The sequence below is a fragment of the Paenibacillus sp. FSL W8-0919 genome, assembly GCF_038003785.1.
GTDB lineage: Bacteria > Bacillota > Bacilli > Paenibacillales > Paenibacillaceae > Paenibacillus_AQ > Paenibacillus_AQ lactis.
On sequence record NZ_JBBOPV010000001.1, the window covers coordinates 3,322,339 to 3,338,760 of the forward strand.

The 16,422-nt window shown below is 51.7% G+C and carries 17 protein-coding genes; 11 read left to right on the forward strand and 6 right to left on the reverse strand.

Going from position 1 to position 16,422, the window contains the following annotated elements:
- Positions 1-219 precede the first annotated feature (219 nt).
- From NST44_RS14970 to NST44_RS14990, 5 genes are all read right to left on the reverse strand, one after another.
- On the reverse strand, positions 220-1,509 hold the full coding sequence (locus NST44_RS14970; protein WP_210094737.1) for an ABC transporter substrate-binding protein: 1,290 nt from the start codon (positions 1,507-1,509) through the stop codon (positions 220-222).
- A 160-nt stretch (positions 1,510-1,669) separates the two neighbouring features.
- A complete protein-coding gene (locus NST44_RS14975) occupies positions 1,670-3,289 on the reverse strand; it encodes a response regulator transcription factor (protein WP_210094736.1) in 1,620 nt (539 codons plus the stop codon).
- Positions 3,264-5,051, reverse strand: a complete 1,788-nt coding sequence (locus tag NST44_RS14980) for a cache domain-containing sensor histidine kinase (protein ID WP_210094735.1) — start codon at positions 5,049-5,051, stop codon at positions 3,264-3,266. Before NST44_RS14980 ends, NST44_RS14975 begins: the two co-directional genes overlap by 26 nt.
- A gap of 158 nt (positions 5,052-5,209) precedes the next feature.
- The gene (locus NST44_RS14985) at positions 5,210-6,046 is read right to left on the reverse strand and encodes a carbohydrate ABC transporter permease (RefSeq protein ID WP_210094734.1); all 837 of its coding nucleotides are present in this window, start codon (positions 6,044-6,046) and stop codon (positions 5,210-5,212) included.
- On the reverse strand, positions 6,043-7,011 hold the full coding sequence (locus tag NST44_RS14990; RefSeq protein ID WP_210094733.1) for a carbohydrate ABC transporter permease: 969 nt from the start codon (positions 7,009-7,011) through the stop codon (positions 6,043-6,045). The genes NST44_RS14985 and NST44_RS14990 overlap by 4 nt, the downstream gene beginning before the upstream one ends.
- Before the next feature lie 428 nt (positions 7,012-7,439).
- On the opposite strand from NST44_RS14990, the gene NST44_RS14995 reads away from it, so the two are divergent.
- From NST44_RS14995 to NST44_RS15045, 11 genes are all read left to right on the forward strand, one after another.
- Complete coding sequence (locus tag NST44_RS14995; protein WP_007127967.1) at positions 7,440-8,228, forward strand: ABC transporter ATP-binding protein; 789 nt, start codon at positions 7,440-7,442, stop codon at positions 8,226-8,228.
- A 122-nt stretch (positions 8,229-8,350) separates the two neighbouring features.
- Positions 8,351-9,430, forward strand: a complete 1,080-nt coding sequence (locus tag NST44_RS15000; RefSeq protein ID WP_210094732.1) for a winged helix DNA-binding domain-containing protein — start codon at positions 8,351-8,353, stop codon at positions 9,428-9,430.
- 43 nt (positions 9,431-9,473) lie between these two features.
- Entirely contained in the window at positions 9,474-9,917 is a 444-nt protein-coding gene (locus NST44_RS15005; protein WP_210094731.1) for a DinB family protein, read from the forward strand.
- Between the two features lie 135 nt (positions 9,918-10,052).
- The gene (locus tag NST44_RS15010; protein ID WP_251537439.1) at positions 10,053-10,685 is read left to right on the forward strand and encodes a histidine phosphatase family protein; all 633 of its coding nucleotides are present in this window, start codon (positions 10,053-10,055) and stop codon (positions 10,683-10,685) included.
- Positions 10,682-11,164 (forward strand): NUDIX domain-containing protein, encoded by a 483-nt coding sequence (locus NST44_RS15015; protein ID WP_007127972.1) that lies wholly within the window; start codon positions 10,682-10,684, stop codon positions 11,162-11,164. The genes NST44_RS15010 and NST44_RS15015 overlap by 4 nt, the downstream gene beginning before the upstream one ends.
- On the forward strand, positions 11,161-11,586 hold the full coding sequence (locus NST44_RS15020) for a VanZ family protein (protein WP_210094729.1): 426 nt from the start codon (positions 11,161-11,163) through the stop codon (positions 11,584-11,586). The genes NST44_RS15015 and NST44_RS15020 overlap by 4 nt, the downstream gene beginning before the upstream one ends.
- A 661-nt stretch (positions 11,587-12,247) precedes the next feature.
- Positions 12,248-12,646: an RDD family protein gene (locus NST44_RS15025; RefSeq protein ID WP_007127975.1), complete on the forward strand. Its 399-nt coding sequence runs from the start codon at positions 12,248-12,250 to the stop codon at positions 12,644-12,646.
- Positions 12,647-12,648: 2 nt separating this feature from the next.
- A complete protein-coding gene (locus tag NST44_RS15030) occupies positions 12,649-13,194 on the forward strand; it encodes a hypothetical protein (protein ID WP_340900025.1) in 546 nt (181 codons plus the stop codon).
- A 4-nt stretch (positions 13,195-13,198) separates the two neighbouring features.
- Complete coding sequence (locus NST44_RS15035) at positions 13,199-13,849, forward strand: HAD family hydrolase (protein ID WP_007127977.1); 651 nt, start codon at positions 13,199-13,201, stop codon at positions 13,847-13,849.
- Between the two features lie 139 nt (positions 13,850-13,988).
- Complete coding sequence (locus NST44_RS15040; RefSeq protein WP_007127978.1) at positions 13,989-14,867, forward strand: Cof-type HAD-IIB family hydrolase; 879 nt, start codon at positions 13,989-13,991, stop codon at positions 14,865-14,867.
- Positions 14,868-14,893: 26 nt separating this feature from the next.
- A complete protein-coding gene (locus NST44_RS15045; RefSeq protein ID WP_007127979.1) occupies positions 14,894-15,463 on the forward strand; it encodes a GNAT family N-acetyltransferase in 570 nt (189 codons plus the stop codon).
- Here the strand turns inward: NST44_RS15045 and NST44_RS15050 are convergent.
- Entirely contained in the window at positions 15,438-16,304 is an 867-nt protein-coding gene (locus NST44_RS15050; protein ID WP_007127980.1) for a LysR family transcriptional regulator, read from the reverse strand. The genes NST44_RS15045 and NST44_RS15050 overlap by 26 nt on opposite strands.
- Between the last annotated feature and the right edge of the window lie 118 nt (positions 16,305-16,422).

Genomic DNA, 16,422 nt, shown 5'->3' on the forward strand with positions numbered 1-16,422 from the left:
GATACATGACCACCAATGGCAGAGAAACGGTACTTGGAAGTAAAGACATGAACAGCTTAGAGGAGTTGTATCCAATTAAAGAAGAAAATTAAAAGGCCTTATGGAGACTTCAAAGCTCCATAATGTAAAGCACCCGGTATTTTCGGGTGCTTTACGGAGTGCCATCGCTATCGCGTGGCGGTTTTTACCAAACTCAAACAGACAGCTTAACGGCATGGATTACTCCAGGGTTTTGCTCAATTTGACAATCTGGTCCCAGCCCTCGTCGATGCTGATTTTACCGAACATGATCGACTGCGTGATATTGTCGTATTCCTTCGTGAAGTTGGCCCAGCCGCCCTTATTCCCTGGACCGGGGTCAAACGCGGCTCCGTCCTTGGACACCTCGTTAATCAGGCCGAGGGCGCTTTTATCGACGTCCGTAAATTTGGGCTGGAGCGCATCGGCTACGGTTTTGTTAACCGGAATCCCGCGCGAAGTACCCAAAATTTCTCCGGCTTCCTCGCTGTTGACAAACCAGTCGATGAACTTCTTCGCCTCTTCTTTGTATTGACTGTTGGGACTGACGCTCCAGTACATGGAGGCTTTCAGCCAGCCGCCTGCCTGCGTTCCCCTCGGCTGGGTCGTTAACGCCAACACGCCGGGTTTTAAGGCATCCGTTCCGCCGAATTCCGCGGCATGCGCGCCCCGAAGCAGAATCTTCTCCTGAATGAGCAGGTCCATTTGTGCGTCCTGCGCTTTATCCGATACGGTGACGTCAGGCGGTGTCACGAGATTGTCCTTGCGCAGCTCCGCCCATTTGTTCATCCAATCCTTCCAGGTAGCCTCGTCATAATGGAATTTTCCGTCCTTACTCATGGAAAAGCCTTTGCCCATGCTCAGCTGATACGACATGTAGAACGCGCCGTCCGCAGTCAGGTCACGCGTGAGGTATTGGTCCTTGGCCAGCTTCGGCTTCAGGTCGCGCGCCATGGCAAAAAACTCGTCCCATGTCTTCGGCGGCTGAACGCCGAGGCTATCCATCATCGTCTTGTTGTACACCATGCCCCAAGCGTTGTTGCCGAGCGGCATCGCGTACAGTTTGCCTTGGTAGGTGCCTGTCTCAAGCAGCGCCTTATCGATATGGTCCGTCGGTATGGAGGAGAGATCCTCCAGCCGTCCGCTGGACGCCCAATCGTTGAACCAGGCGGCATCCATTTGGAAAATATCCGGCGTGTTTTTCCCCGCGGACTGGGTCGACAGCTTGTCTTGGTACCCGTCGAATGACTGGTACTCCGGTTCGAATGTGATGCCTGGGTTCTTTTCGGAGTACAAATCAAGCGCTTTCAGAGTTGCGTCATGCCTTGCCTGAGATCCCCACCACATGATTCGGAGCGTGATGGACTTGCCGTCTGCCGGCTCCGCGGATCCGGCTTCTTCTTTCTTGATTCCGCTGCAAGCGGAGAGTACCAGGGACAGTGACAACACGGCCGCAGCGCCAGAAGCGAGACGATGCCATGATTTTCTCATCGGATGAACCTCCCTTAATTAACTGATCTGCTTCTTTAACGTACCAAGTCCAGGACCTTTCTCGTAGGCGACAAAACAACGAATCATTTCAGTATTTTACGATGATCGAATGAGGAGGCGGGATGCTCATGAGTCGGAAATTTCAGAACAGAACTGATCATTAGGCTTTGTGAAACTCGGTGGGACTGCGCCCGGTATGCTTTTTGAACAGGGTGGTAAAGTACGGAACATTCCGATATCCGACCCGCTCGGCGATTTCTGCAATCAGCAGTTTTTTCTCGATAACCATGCTCTTGGCTTTTTCCATTCGCACCCTGGTTAAATAATCGCCGAAGGTTTCACCTGTAAACTGGCGGAATATGGTACTGAGATAGTTTTTGGAGATATACACCTGGTTGGCCAGATCCTGAAGATGAATGTTCTCGGCGTAATGCTCATGAATGTATTGGATGATATATTCGACCGTTTCCTTATGCTTGAGGTTTTCATTGGGCGTGTAACGCGAACAGATTCGGCTCACTTTGTCCGCTACCCATGCCTTCCACTGCTGGGCATCTTCCAATTGCCCCAATTCTTTGGTCAAGTCCGTGAGAGAGAGCTCATCGTCGAGCCGGATGCCGGACTCGTACAGAGTAAAGGAGAGGATGGCGAACAGCTGTGTTCCGATGGCGGTTAGTTCGTCGGTCTGAAGCTGAGCCGCGCCGCTGTCCTTGCGGAAGAAGTCCTCCAGCGCCAGCAGTGCTCTAGGCTCGTCAAAGGTCCTTACTGCGTCGGCCATCTCCTGGAAAAACCGCACCGGACGTATGTTCCGTCGTGCTGAACGCCGAATGCCGCCTTCATTATATACGTAGACGCAGGGATGGGCGGAATCCGGTTCGCGCCGCTCGGCGAGTGCTTGGAAGGCTTCTTCGGTGGAATCGGAGATGGCAAGCCAGTTGTCCTTACGGAGACCGACACCGATATGCAGTTTGACCCTGAGGAATCGATGCACGGACGAAATGATTCGCCCTGCCAGCGCCAGAACTTCCAAGCGGAACGCTTCGGTCGGCCACGAAAGGGGCTTATACAACAGCAGCGCCATATGGTGACTATGCAGCTCCAGGAAATAGCTGCGCAGACCGTCCTGACCGGCCAGCTCCTCTACCGTGTTGCCCACGGCAAACCGGAACAGGTGCCAGTCCCGGACGGAGATCCCTTCCATACGTCCTTGGCGTTTAATTTCTAAAGCTAGCATCATGAATTGGGCATTCTTCCATCCCAGCCGGTCCAGCATACGGGAGGAATCCGTTAGCGGGGAAGAGGACCCTCCGATGAGCACGGATTTGACCCATTCCCTTTCCAGAAACGGCTCATACTGCATGAGTCGGTTTTGCAGCTCCCGCTCTCTGTTCTCCAACGCTCGGCGCTCCGTTAACTCGCGTGTGACGCGCTGCAGCACTTCCCGGATCGTTGCCGGTGAGGCCGGCTTGGGCAAATAATCGTCGACCTGAAGCCGCAGTGCCTTGCGAGCATATTCAAAATCCGAATACCCGCTCAAAATGATGATTTTGCCGGTATATTGCTGCTTACGGAGCTGTTCGATCATGTCGAGACCATTCATTACCGGCATATAGATATCCGTGATGACGATATCGGGCTTGCTTGACTCGATCAGCCGGAGTCCTTCTTCGCCATCCATGGCCTCCCCGACGGGCCGTACGCCGAGCTGCTCCCAAGGGATTAACCGGGACATGCCGCCGAGCGCTTGCCGGTCGTCATCCACGATAGCAATGGTCCACATGATTTTTTCCCCCTTCCTGATCCTGCTGTTGATCCAGCTTCGGCCAGTAGATCTCCGCTTCGGTGCCTGGCACATCGGCACGGTTGCGAAGCGTAACGCCAAAGGGCGGACCGAAATAAACCTGAATACGTTCCGTTACGTTGCGGATGCCGTATCCGCCCGTCGGATGGCGTTTCCGTGTTTTCCAGTCTTCGCGCAGCCCGATGCCGTCGTCCCGAATCCAAATCCGGATGCCTCGGTCCTCTTCCTGACATGTCAATTGGATCCGTCCTTGGCGTCTGCCATGAAAACCATGCATAACGGCGTTTTCCACAAAGGGCTGCAGGGTGAGTTTCGGAATCATCAGATGCTGTAAATCCTTCGGGCAATCGATGTGCCATTCCAATCCTTCGCCCCACTTGAACTGTTGGATTTTCAGATAGCAATCCACGTGCAAAAGCTCTTCCTGGATCGAAATCATGGATTCGCCGCCCGACAGGCCAATACGGAACATTTGCCCCATCAGCTCGAGCACGCGGCTGATTTTCTCTTGACCGGCTTCAAGCGCCATCCAGTTCAGCTGATCCAGGGTGTTGTAGAGAAAATGGGGGTTAATCATCGCTTGCAGCGCCTTAATCTCCGCTTCGCGCTGTGCCTTATACTGCTGCTCCAGCGACTGATACAGCGTTTCGATCCGCTCGGTGAGCTTGCGGTAGCCGCTGAACAAGCTGCCGAATTCGTTGCGGTATTCGTTGGGCAACGGCTGCCTGCGCTTCCCGGGATTGAACGCCTGCATCAGCTGAATCAGTTTCCGGATCGGCCGCGTGAAATTCCGGGAAAGGAACAATGTGAAGAACAGGGACAGCAAAATGGCGACGGCTCCCACAATAGCCATCGTCCACGCAAGGCGGACACCTCCGGTAGTAATTTCCTTCCAGGGCGTAAGCTCCACCAGCATCCAGCTGCCAGGGGATGTCCGGGACCATACGGTAAGCATGTTCTTCTCAGGCAGCGAGCCGGCGGCGGTCAGAAGATGACGCGCATGCCCAGTGTCTCCGCTGACCCGCTCCAGGATGGCGCTGATTTCCTCGGGAGGCGGAGCAATCCGGGTGTGCATGATCATCCGGCCGCCGGAGTCGAGCAGGAGCCGGCTGGCCAAGGAATTATCTTCCGTCAGAATGTCCTGCAAAAATTTGACCCGGACATTGATAATCAGAATTCCGTGGTTCACACCGTCAAGTGAAGTGATTTTACGGACAAAGCTGATCACCTGCTGTTTCCCCTGCGGCGAACCGACCTCACGCTGGCCGATCCAGAGAAAGTCGGATTTGTCGATGGCCGGATACCAGATCTCCCGGCTGGCTGTGGCCAGCGGGAGGTACTGAATGTTGGCGTTGGGATCGACCTGAAGCGGATCGTTCATATAAATCTGAAAAGAAAACATCGAGCGCGAGCTGTTCAGCATTGGCGCCAAATAATCCCGATTCAGCTCGTCCCTGGCCTTCTTGCGTGCATAATAATCTCCTTTCATTGTTAAATAGTTCACCAGAGGCGAGTTGATGGACACGGCTAGCGAGGTTTGCTCCACAGCGCTCATCTGGTCGGTAAGCTGTTTGTTGAGCTGCTGCAGCACCGCCTGCTGGTACATGGAGGCACTGTTCGCCTGCTCATCAGCCGAGAAGCGATAACTAACAATCATCATGATCGTGATGAGGACCGCGATAAAACCGGCAAAACTGAAGAAAAAAACGTAATCGATGCGAAACGTGCGAAACGGATTCATGCGTTTTCTCCTCCCCTTGGAAGCCATAAGGTCGCTGAACGCGCTGCTGCCTCATTGCCAACGTTGGCGGAAGCCGGATGATCGAGATGTCCGGCTTGGCCGCCGCCTGAAGAAGAGCTGGAAGAACACGCTACAGTATCCGTTTACCGCTCTGAAATCTATCCTTTCAGCCCGGATGTGGCAATCCCTTCCACGAAATGCTTTTGCGCCAGAAAGAAAATGACCACCGGCGGCAGCACGGAGAGCAGGGATACGGCAAGCAGCTGCCCCCATGGAACGGCTGACTGGGAGTCGATAAACATTCTGAGCGCGAGCGGGACCGTGTACTTATCCACGGTATTTAGATAAATCAGCGGCCCAAAGTATTCGTCCCAGCCCCAAATGAACGAGAATATCGTTACCGTGATGAGCGCAGGCAGGGTCAGCGGCATTACGATGCGCAGATAAATGCCGAACCAGGAGCAGCCGTCGATTTTCGCGGACTCATCGAGCTCTCGCGGAATGCTGCGGATGAACTGGACAATCAGGAAAATAAAGAAGGCTCCGCCCATGGCTGAAGGGACGATCAGCGGCAGATAGGTATTGATCCAGTCGAAGGAATGGAACATCGTATACTGCGGGATGAGCGTGACCTGTCCCGGAAGCATCAGGGTCATCAGCAGGATGGAGAACCATAACCCCTTCAGCGGGAAGTTCAGCCTAGCGAAGCCAAAAGCCACCAGGCTGGCTGAAATGACATGAATGATCGTGGTCGCCACATTGAGCTTAAGGCTGTTCATAAAGAAGCGTGTAAATGTATACTTGGGCAGTGCCATCCAGCCTTCCGTATAATTTTGCCACAACCATACTTTGGGGAACAGAGTGGGTAGACTGATTTCCGGTGTTGATTTGAAGGAGGCGCCGATCCACCACAGGACGGGATAAAACATCACAAAACAGAATGCAATCATCAGCACATGGACCAGCCAGTTTTGTTTATTATGAGCACCTGTCATTTGCGACCCTCCGTTTCGGTTTCGTAGAAGACCCAGTATTTAGACGCGATAAAATTAAGCGCCGTGGCGATGCCAATGATAACGAGCAAGATCCAGGCCAAGGCTGATGCGTAGCCCATCTGCAGGGATCCGAAGGCTTTATTGTACAGAAACAGGGCGAACATCTCGGTTGAATTGACCGGTCCTCCATTCGTGACCACAAATGCCGATGTGAACATCTGGAATGCGTTGATGATGCCCATGATCAGATTAAAGAGGATAACCGGTGATAACATAGGCAGGGTAATCCGGATAAACTTGCGAAGCGGCGAGGCCCCGTCCACGGATGCGGCTTCATATAACTCGCTTGGGATTTGCTTAAGGCCGGCAAGGAAAATAATCATCGACGAGCCGAACTGCCATGCCGTTAGAAGTACCAGGGTGCCGAGGGCGGTGGAGGGGGTGCCAATCCAGTTTTTGGGGGCGATTCCGACCCATATCGCGAGCTGATTAATGAAGCCGTTCAGACCGAAAATATTGCGCCACAGTACGGCGACCGCCAAGCTTCCGCCGATCAGGGAAGGCAGGTAAATGATCGTTCGGTAGAAGGATATGCCCCGAATGTTCCGGTTGAGCAGCAGGGCTATAGCCAGCGCTACCAACAGTTTCAGCGGCACAGAAGCGATCACGTACAGAAATGTCACTTTCAATGAATTGAAGAAGAGCCGGTCGTGAGCAATATCCTGAAAGTTTTTGATACCGATCCAGCGGGCCGGCTCCAACAGCGAATATTCGGTGAAGGATAGATAGAAGGACTGAATAATGGGCCACAGCTGTAAAATGAGAAAGCCCAGCAGCCAGGGGGCGATGAACAGGTAACCGGCTAGCGGAGCGTTCCAGCGCCCTTTGAATGTTTTGTTGGCAACCGCTTCCATGCCTTTGTACAGTCCGGCCTTGTCCGGCGTCTGCACCGTTTGTGCATTCATGATTAATCACCTCTCGCCTATTGATAGCTCCCATTGTATCTTGATGAAAATTAGGCCTGTAGGCGATAGATGTACAAATTCTTTCATTATTGAATGATTTAGGATGAGATCGGGAGATAGTGCAGAGATAAGATCTTTCTTGGATTCGACGCCAAAAAAAGAACATGCCGCGACGTTATAGATACGCGCTGCTGTTTGAGTAGGAATTAGGAGGGCAGAGGCGTGGTGTTGTGCTGGATAATCGCCGGCAAACTTCCGATATGATCCAAATTCTGGCGTGATATAATGATTCTAGCTTTGGCAATAGTCCATTTTGCTTTTTAATAATTGAGGTTCCCTCTTTTCGCTATTGAGGAATATGTAATTGCTGATATAATCCTTGAAAAGAGAAAAGCAGAAACGAAGCAGAAAAAGGAGAGGGAGCAGCAATGAACTCGATAATTGAATTGAACGACGTAACCTGGAGACGGGAGCAGAAGACTGTGCTGTCCGGGGTCAATTGGACCGTCAAACCGGGGGAGCATTGGGCCGTTCTGGGTTTGAACGGGTCAGGCAAGACAACGATCCTGAATATGATTAACGGTTACATCTGGCCGACAAGCGGCAGCGTTTCCGTACTCGGCCACCGTTTCGGTACGGTAGATTTAAGAGAACTCCGGAAATCAATCGGCTGGGTGAGCTCCTCGCTCCAGGAGCGGATCCGCCCGAACGAATCGACGATTGACGTTGTCATCAGCGGCAAGCACGCCTCCATTGGTTTATATCAGAAGATTGATGAGGACGACCGGGCGCAAGCGGAACAGCTGATGAAGGATTTTAATTGTTATCATCTGCTTGGACGTACATATGAAACCTGTTCGCAAGGGGAGAAGCAAAAGCTGCTGATTGCCAGAGCTCTGATGGCATCCCCGAGACTGCTGATTCTTGATGAAGCCTGCAACGGGCTGGATTTTCTGTCTCGGGAAGCGCTATTGTCCAGCATTACGGCGCTTGCCTCGAAGCCGGATGCTCCGACGCTTCTGTTCGTGACGCATCATATTGAAGAAATATTGCCGATTTTTTCGCATTCCCTTTTAATCCGGCGGGGAAGCGTGTTTAACCAGGGAAGCTCCAAGGATATGCTGACCAGCGGCAATCTGACCGCCTTCTTCGAAACGCCGGTCGAAGTGAGCTGGCAGAACGAGCGGGCCTGGATGTCGATTCCCGATTTATCATAGGCAAACTTTCGTGAAAATCAGGGTGTCACTTACAAGCTCAGAAGTACGCTTGCTCATTCGTTTGATGGAGGCTGCTTAACGGCACCTGCGGTTCTATTTGATGTCTAGGGAGTGTTGCGGAATTGACAAATCCAACGATTGCTAGCTTAAGGCTGTCGTCCCAGGGGATCGGGAACAAGAAGTTTAATACACCGGAACAAGTCGTAAAAGGATTAGGCGCGGTTCAAGCCCAGGATTTCGGCCAGGCGGTCTGGGGAGTTGGTTTGCGAACGGCTTCCGCCGGGCTGCCGGATGTAGAGCTGGCAATTGCTGAGCGGAAAATCGTGCTTACCTGGCCGATGCGGGGAACGATTTTTATGGTGCCGGCCGAGGATGTTCTATGGATGCAGAAGCTGACCGCCCCTCGATTACAAGCTCATGACAAGCGGAAACAGGCGGAGCTCGGACTCGATGGAGAAATACTGAAGCGCTGCAGAAGCTTAATCGAAAGAGCGCTGCATGATGGAACTCCCGTACCACGCCCGGATTTGATGACGGTTCTGGAGGAAGACGGCATCTCGACGAAGAATGGCTTGGGGAACTATGTCCTTGGATATTTGAGCCGGAACGGCATGCTCTGCTTTGGACCGCGGGAAGGCAATCAACAAACCTTTGTTTTGCTCGAAGCATGGGTCGGTCAATTAAAGGAGCTGACAACCGAGGAAGCTTTGGCCGAGCTTGCCCTGCGTTACTTTACCGGGCACGGTCCTGCTACGGTTCAGGATTTTGCATGGTGGACCGGGCTTTCGCTGTCTGAAGCAAAGCGCGGCGTGGAGTCTGTTTCGAATGTTCTGCAGAAGATCAAGCTCGACAACGCAGTTTATTGGATGTCGGCTTCCTTACCGGAGCATCAGCAGGAGCAGCCAGCTGTCCACCTTTTACCGGGATTCGATGAGTATTACTTGGGCTATAAGGCGCGGGATGCCGTAATTGAACCGGAACACGATCCGAAGATCGCGCCATATCGCAACGGAGTGTTTCAGCCAATGATCGTTGTGGACGGCCGAATTGCCGGCGTATGGAGGAGGGAGATCAAGCGTAACGGAGTCGAGGTCACTTTTGCGCCTTTTACTCCCCTTGAAGAACGGAAGGAGGATATTCTCGCGGCCGCCCAGGGATATGCCAAATTTCTGGGTCTACCGCTGATTGTAAGCGACATATAGCAAGAAAAGGCTCATCATTTTCGAATAAAGGAGCGGAAGGTACATGGAAGCACTCGATCGATTGAAATCATTGATCACAGAAGTAACAGAGCTCGTTGAGGCCATGACGGAGGAGGCGTTTACTCGGAAACCGTCTATCGAGAAGTGGTCGAAGCAGGAAATTCTTGGCCATCTATGCGACTCCGCGCTGAATAATCATCAGCGGTTCGTACGGTTTCTGTTGTCCGATAAACCAATCCACATTCAGGGATATACGCAGGACGACTGGGTTCGTCTTCAGGGGTATCAAGACCAATATCAGCCGGGTGAGGTTCTTACATTGTGGCGGGAGCTGAACCGGATGATCGTTCGTGTCATGCAGCAGGCGGGGGAAGCTGATTACCGCAAAAAAGGCATCCTTGACGATGGCACGGAGGTTACGCTGGAGTGGCTGTTCGATGATTATATCGAGCACATGATTCACCATAAGAAGCAGCTCGAAGCATAAGGGGATCACTGGATGTATACCGTGATCAACCTCGGCCTGCGGTTTGTGCTGGAAATAATTTACTAGTGAACCGGTACATCATTATCCGGTGGAAAATGCAGCCTTGAACACAGAATACTCGAGAAGTGAGGGATTGTGTTGGCAACCATTGGTTTCGTCCGTCATGGGTTAACTGACTGGAATGCACTGGGCCGCGCCCAAGGACTTAGCGATATTCCGCTTAACGGTGAAGGAAGACAACAAGCCAAATTATTAGCTGAAAGATTGAAGAACGGGCCGTGGGAGGCGATCGTTACGAGTACGTTAATTCGGGCGAAGGAGACGGCCGAAATCATTGCGCATGAGCTAGGTGTGCGGGATGTTATCCAGGAGCACTGCATCCGCGAGATCGATTGCGGTCTGATCGAGGGAACGACAGAAGAACAGCGGATTCAAACCTGGGGGCAGCAGTGGCGGGATCTTGATTTGAGGATGGAGCCCTATGAGGCTGTCGCGGCAAGAGGAAGCCGATTCGTGAATGACATATCGAACAAGCTTAATCACCAATACATCCTCGCAGTAAGCCATGGCGCGGTCATTGGCTTAACCTTGCAATATCTGATGCCCCATCGTTTTAGAGCCACCTACATCGATAACGCTTCTCTAACCGTCATCACCCAAGTCGGCGACCATTGGGAATGTTCGCTGTATAACGACATAAGACATTTGCAGAAGGATAGTATTGCATATACCTATGAACCGACCAACCGAAACGAGGTGTCTCCATGAGTTACCATATAAGAGTACGGCCCACGGCATTAGTGATTCAAGATGAGCGGATCCTGCTGGTCGAGTATTCGGATGCGAACGGGATTCATTACAATCTGCCCGGTGGCGGGGCAGAGCCCGGCGAAACCATTACCGACGGCGTGCTGCGGGAGTTATATGAAGAGACTACGATAACAGCTGTTGCCGGCCCAATCGCCTTTGTGTACGAATACGCCCCGCATCATCATTCCGGTAATAATACGTCGAATATCCATACGTTATATATTGTCTTGGAATGCTGCCCTCAGGCTGGTTCTGTGGCCAGGCTGCCTGATATTCCCGATCCTGACCAATCCTCCGTACGGTGGATCCCCCTTTCACAATTGGATGACATCGTGCTGTACCCCAACATCAAACAACATATTAAGAAATACGCAACGGAACGTAAAAATATTGAATTGATCGAGGATCATCAGTTGGAGCCTTATTTTAATCCATGAAATCCCGATATCGAATTGAGTGGTCTTGGCCTTTATTAATCGCATACTCCTTACTGCTTGCCTACTGGATGCTTTGGGGTTATGGAAGGACACGGCTGCTGGAGTACAGCTACAATATCATTCCACTTGCTACCATCCGTCACTACATTCCGATTCATTCCATGGAAGCTCTCATCAATATTGCCGGAAACATCGGTGTGTTTCTCCCGTTCGGTGTGCTCATTCCGCTGGCAATTCAAGCCGGCTTTGCCAAGACCATCGCTTATTTTCTGCCTGGAATTTTACTGCTCGAGCTTATACAACTCATTACTCGCCGGGGGAGTCTGGATGTTGACGATGTGATCTTGAATACGATCGGCGTTATGATCGGCTACGGTCTTCTTCGAACCATCGGGTACATATGGAGACGTGCAGACAGATGACAAATAAGTGGATTAAGCTGCCACGCAGGGGCAAGACCTCCACCCGCGGTCCATCAGGATACCATGACAGAACGGCTTTCACGATAACGTGTTAGCTGTTCTTTTTTATGCACAAATCTGGCCTGTACGCTTAATCCGTGTGGGAAATCATGGAAAACCTGTTGTTGGATGAACGGAAGAAGTTTACAATGAAGGGAGTGGAAAATATTGTGATATAGGATACATGGTGATACCTGCTGTTACAGGAGTACGAGGTTCAATGCCCAGATGAAGCGGGTTGAAGAGTGGATCACATCACATAGCAATCCTTAAAAAGTCGTATGAGGAGGGATGTTGTGCATAATCGGACGCTAGGCGCAGTATTCATCGGTATATCCGTGGTGCTCTTCGGAATCCGTTATTTGACCGCTGCCATCATAACGATAAATTCACAAGTGTATATCCTTTTCGATGAAGCTCTACAAGACGTAGGAAAGGCTCCTGTGATACTGAGCATAATCAGCTTGGCGATCGGGCTATACCACGTCTATGGTTCGTATTTGTTCAATGGTATAAGAAGGATTTAAATCGGATCGAGAGCAACTGGAAGGAACTTGATGAATCTGGCAGTGAAGGGCGGAATCCTTAACAGCGGATACCTGATCGATGAGGGGGATGCGTTATGAATGAAGAAGCGGGCTTTTGGATACGTTTTGGGGCCTGGTTGTTGGATGCCCTGATCGTCTCTTTACCAATAAGCATTCTATTTGGAATACTGACAGGCGATTTCGAAAATGAACCGATCAGCAATTTTTTGTTAGCCTTGTACGGCATCCTGGTACCCGTTTACTGGAAAGGGTACACGGTCGGGAAGCGGATATGCGGCATTCGAATTCGCAAATACGATACGCTGGATCCGCCGGGCATTGGAACGATGCTGCTTCGCAATGTCGTTGCCGGACTCGTGTATATATTGACATTTGGGATTGGTTTCATCGCCAGCATCTTGATGGTGGCACTGCGGGAGGACAAACGCGCCATTCATGATTTCATTGCAGGCACGGAAGTTGTAAGGGGTTAGCCATGCGGAAACCTGCCTACATCAGTCTCATGATCGCATTGGTCACACTCATTATCACTGGCTGCATTATGGAAAATTCAGACCGGTCTAAACCGCCGGTTAGCGAAGCGGAAACGGTCGAGGCCGTTCATGACCGCAAGCTCATTCCGATCGCGTATGCGCAGCTTGCTTATACGAAAACCTCACCGGATTACGTATGGGAGTTTCGGACGGACAATCAAGTGGATCAGGATATTCAAGAACAATACGAAGCGCAGCACAACCGCGTTCCGGGAGCCAGCGTGCTCAAGGAAACCGAAGAAGAGATTTATTTGATGATCCATGCAGGAAAGCATCCCTCTTCCGAAGGCTTCGAGATTGTGTCGATGAGCATTGCGGAAGCGGACGGAGCTCGACCTGCCAGCCTTTTCATCGAGCTATCGCCATCTCATGACGAGGTAACCGAGGGTTACCCGGGTGAAGCGAACGTTACTGCGCTTATTCGCATGAACAAAAAGGAGTGGCCGGAAGATTTCGTGCTTCGTAGCATTCGGATGACAGGAGTGTGATACCATGAATAGCAACTGGAAAGGCATTGTATTCGACATGGACAACACGCTGCTGCGGTCGAGCATTGACTTTAACGCCATGAAATGGGCGATTTACACTTTTCTTGTAGACCATCGGGTGCTCCCGCAAGGTCTGTCTATGGACACCCATACGACCTCTACGGTCATCGCGGAGGCGATGCAGACCGGTCATATGACGGATGAACTGTCCCGGCGCATGTGGGATATCGCCAAACAGCATGAGATCAAGGGGATGGCCGGCGCCGAGCTTGAAGATGGCGCGCTGGAGTTGATCCGTCATTTGCATGGAAGTTTACATTTGTCCATAGTTACGAATAATGCGCGGGATGCAGCCCTGACGGCTTTGGAGGAGAACGGAATCGCATCGTATTTTGACCTGATCGTGGGAAGAGAACAGATGGGTTCCTTAAAGCCTGCACCGGATGGCTACTTGCGGGTGCTGGAGTTTTTTGCGCATACCACTCCAAGCCAATGGCTCTCTGTTGGCGATGCATGGGTGGACGGCAAAGCGTCCGAGTGTGCCGGCATACCGTTCATTGCCTACCGGGGAGATATCTCCAAAATGAATCGCATGGGCGTTCAGCCATTGGCGGACATTCAGGATATTCGGGACGTCATGGCGTTTGTGCAGTAGCATATGGGTTATGATTCGGGAAGCTTTTTTTCATTGGATCTCATAAAAAAGCTGCAAACTCCTGCGTGTCTCCATCTACACCACATGGTTGGGACTCAGGCTTAGACATCATCATATTACTACAAGGAGGCTTATCCGATTGAACCATCAAGCATTTATTACAGACCTGGACGGGACGCTTCTAAGGTCGGATCAGACGCTCTCCCCTTATACGTTGGAAACCATCGAGGCAGCGCTGCAGCATGATGTTGTCGTTACATTCGCAACGGCGCGCGGATATGTCAGCGCTATGCAAGTTGTTGCGGACATTCCTTGGAAGCACCCTCTGATCCTGTATAACGGGGCTTTGATCTATAACGGCCATAATGGGACGGTCATTGACGGGTATTGGCTGGATCACAAAATTTCGAGCGATATCATCCGGATCGGAAAGAAACACGGGCTGACGCCTTTTTACTTTTCATTGGATGCCGATCACCGGGAACGCGTGCTCCATGAAACGCTTTGCCGGGAGGGAGAGACTGCATTTTATCAAAGCCGCGTGAATGATCCGAGATTTATGGAGGTAGCAGCCTTACATTGTCCAGAGGGGCACCGAACATTGGCCCTGACGTATATTGGCCTGTTCGATGAGCTGGAGCCGATTCGCCGGGAGGTCAACGATTGTTTCGGAGATGTGGTGCATGCGCATATGATGCCGGACTATTACATAAGAAATCATTACTTTTTGGAATTCAGCCACGTGAATGGGAACAAACGGGACGGGCTTCGCCTATGGGCTGATCATATGGGGATTCCGCTCCAGAACACAGTTGTCTTCGGTGATCATCTCAATGACCTGGGGCTGTTTGAAGCGGGCGGCACCCGAATTGCCGTGCGGAACGCGCACGAGCGAATCCAGGAATTGGCGGATCTGGTGGTGGATTCGAACGATGCCGACGGGGTGGCGCGCTACATCCGGAAGCAGCTGGAGCTAGCAGGTACGGAGGATGCATTACGGATGGATGCCGGTTTATAGCCTTGAATAAGGAAGGAGCGAAACCTATGAAGAAAATTGAGGATGCTTTCGAGCCTTTCCCGGAACTTGAGACGGATCGGACCCGTCTAAGACGCATCCGCTGGGACGATCTTGAGGACATGTACGATTATTGCTCCGTGCCGGAGGTCTCGAAGTACACGGTGTGGGACGTCCATCAATCCCGTGATGATACGAGGCGGTTTATCGAATTTATCATGCAGCGCTACGATCAGCAAAAGGTCGGCCCCTGGGGCATCGAGGACAAGCAATCAGGCGCTTTGATTGGAACCTGCAGCTTCATCCAATGGGATAACCGGAGTCAGAAGGCCGAGCTAGGTTATGTTCTCTCGAACCGTTATTGGAATCGTGGCTACATGACCGAGGCGATTGGCCGCGTTATCGAATTCGGTTTTAACCGATTGCAGCTGGTACGGATTGAGGCCAAATGCCATCCGGACAATGCGGGCTCCTTCCGGGTGATGGAGAAGACCGGCATGAAGCAAGAGGGCAGGCTGCGCTCGTATTTGAAGGTAAAGGACCGGTTCGAAGATATTTTGATCTATTCCATCCTTAATCCGTCCCTTGTGCAAAATTAACCTTCACCAGCTCGGCAAATGCCGAGAACGCCTTGCTGCCAAAGCGGTCATTGCGACGAACCAGGCTGGTCGTTGCATGGCGGAACGCCTCCGGCACCGGAAAACTGTTCAGGTCCGCATATTCCTCCGAGAGCACGGAACTTGGAAGAAGGGTGGATGCCAGTCCGGATCTTACGATGCTTAACAGCGTATCCAGCGACGAAACCTCAATCATGTTCGTTAAAGGGATGCTTTCGCTCCGCAGCCATGATTCCAGCGCCTGGCGAAAGGGGCAGCCAACGGGAGACACCACCCACTTAGTCCGTGACAGATCGGGTAGGGAGGGAGCGTTCCATGTTGTCAGCAGACGAACCTCATCCTGCTCGCTGTACTCGGTGACCAGCTTCGCCGAAGGAAATTCTCCGGTTACAAACGCTCCGTCCAGCTGATAATTCAGAAGCTTGGAGATGAGGTCCGGCGAGCTTCCGGTAATGAAGCTGAGGCTGACATTCGGATATTTCGCCTGGTAATCGGAAAGAGCCCGAATAAAACTGCCGCAGTGAAGGGTATCGACAATCCCGATCGATAGGCTTCCGCTTGGATACGGAGCGTCCTCCATTGCGTGCACCGCTTCCTCTGAAAGACGAATAATCGAATACGCATATTCCCGGAATAGCGCCCCCTTCTCCGTAAGCGTCACCCCATGCGGCTGCCGGTTAAACAGCAAAACGCCCAGCTCTGCTTCCAGCTTTTTGATCCGTGCCGTTACGTTGGATTGAACGTACCCTAGTCCTTCAGCTGCACGCGATATGTTTCCTTCCTCTGCTATCTTCACAAAAATTTTCAGATCCGTTAATTCCACGGTCCTCACCTCCGCAAGTGGTATCAATAAAATTGATGCTGCCATAATTATCTATCATTATACTTAATTCCAGATTTTGATTACAATCACTACATCACATAACACTGGCATCGATGAT

Excerpts from the sequence above, each read along its gene's own strand:
- NST44_RS14970 (WP_210094737.1), bottom strand. The coding sequence starts at position 1,509 with ATGAGAAAATCATGGCATCGTCTCGCTTCTGGCGCTGCGGCCGTGTTG.
- NST44_RS14975 (WP_210094736.1), bottom strand. The coding sequence starts at position 3,289 with ATGTGGACCATTGCTATCGTGGATGACGACCGGCAAGCGCTCGGCGGC.
- NST44_RS14980 (WP_210094735.1), bottom strand. The coding sequence starts at position 5,051 with ATGAATCCGTTTCGCACGTTTCGCATCGATTACGTTTTTTTCTTCAGT.
- NST44_RS14985 (WP_210094734.1), bottom strand. The coding sequence starts at position 6,046 with ATGACAGGTGCTCATAATAAACAAAACTGGCTGGTCCATGTGCTGATG.
- NST44_RS14990 (WP_210094733.1), bottom strand. The coding sequence starts at position 7,011 with ATGAATGCACAAACGGTGCAGACGCCGGACAAGGCCGGACTGTACAAA.
- NST44_RS14995 (WP_007127967.1), top strand. The coding sequence starts at position 7,440 with ATGAACTCGATAATTGAATTGAACGACGTAACCTGGAGACGGGAGCAG.
- NST44_RS15005 (WP_210094731.1), top strand. The coding sequence starts at position 9,474 with ATGGAAGCACTCGATCGATTGAAATCATTGATCACAGAAGTAACAGAG.
- NST44_RS15015 (WP_007127972.1), top strand. The coding sequence starts at position 10,682 with ATGAGTTACCATATAAGAGTACGGCCCACGGCATTAGTGATTCAAGAT.
- NST44_RS15020 (WP_210094729.1), top strand. The coding sequence starts at position 11,161 with ATGAAATCCCGATATCGAATTGAGTGGTCTTGGCCTTTATTAATCGCA.
- NST44_RS15025 (WP_007127975.1), top strand. The coding sequence starts at position 12,248 with ATGAATGAAGAAGCGGGCTTTTGGATACGTTTTGGGGCCTGGTTGTTG.
- NST44_RS15030 (WP_340900025.1), top strand. The coding sequence starts at position 12,649 with ATGCGGAAACCTGCCTACATCAGTCTCATGATCGCATTGGTCACACTC.
- NST44_RS15035 (WP_007127977.1), top strand. The coding sequence starts at position 13,199 with ATGAATAGCAACTGGAAAGGCATTGTATTCGACATGGACAACACGCTG.
- NST44_RS15045 (WP_007127979.1), top strand. The coding sequence starts at position 14,894 with ATGAAGAAAATTGAGGATGCTTTCGAGCCTTTCCCGGAACTTGAGACG.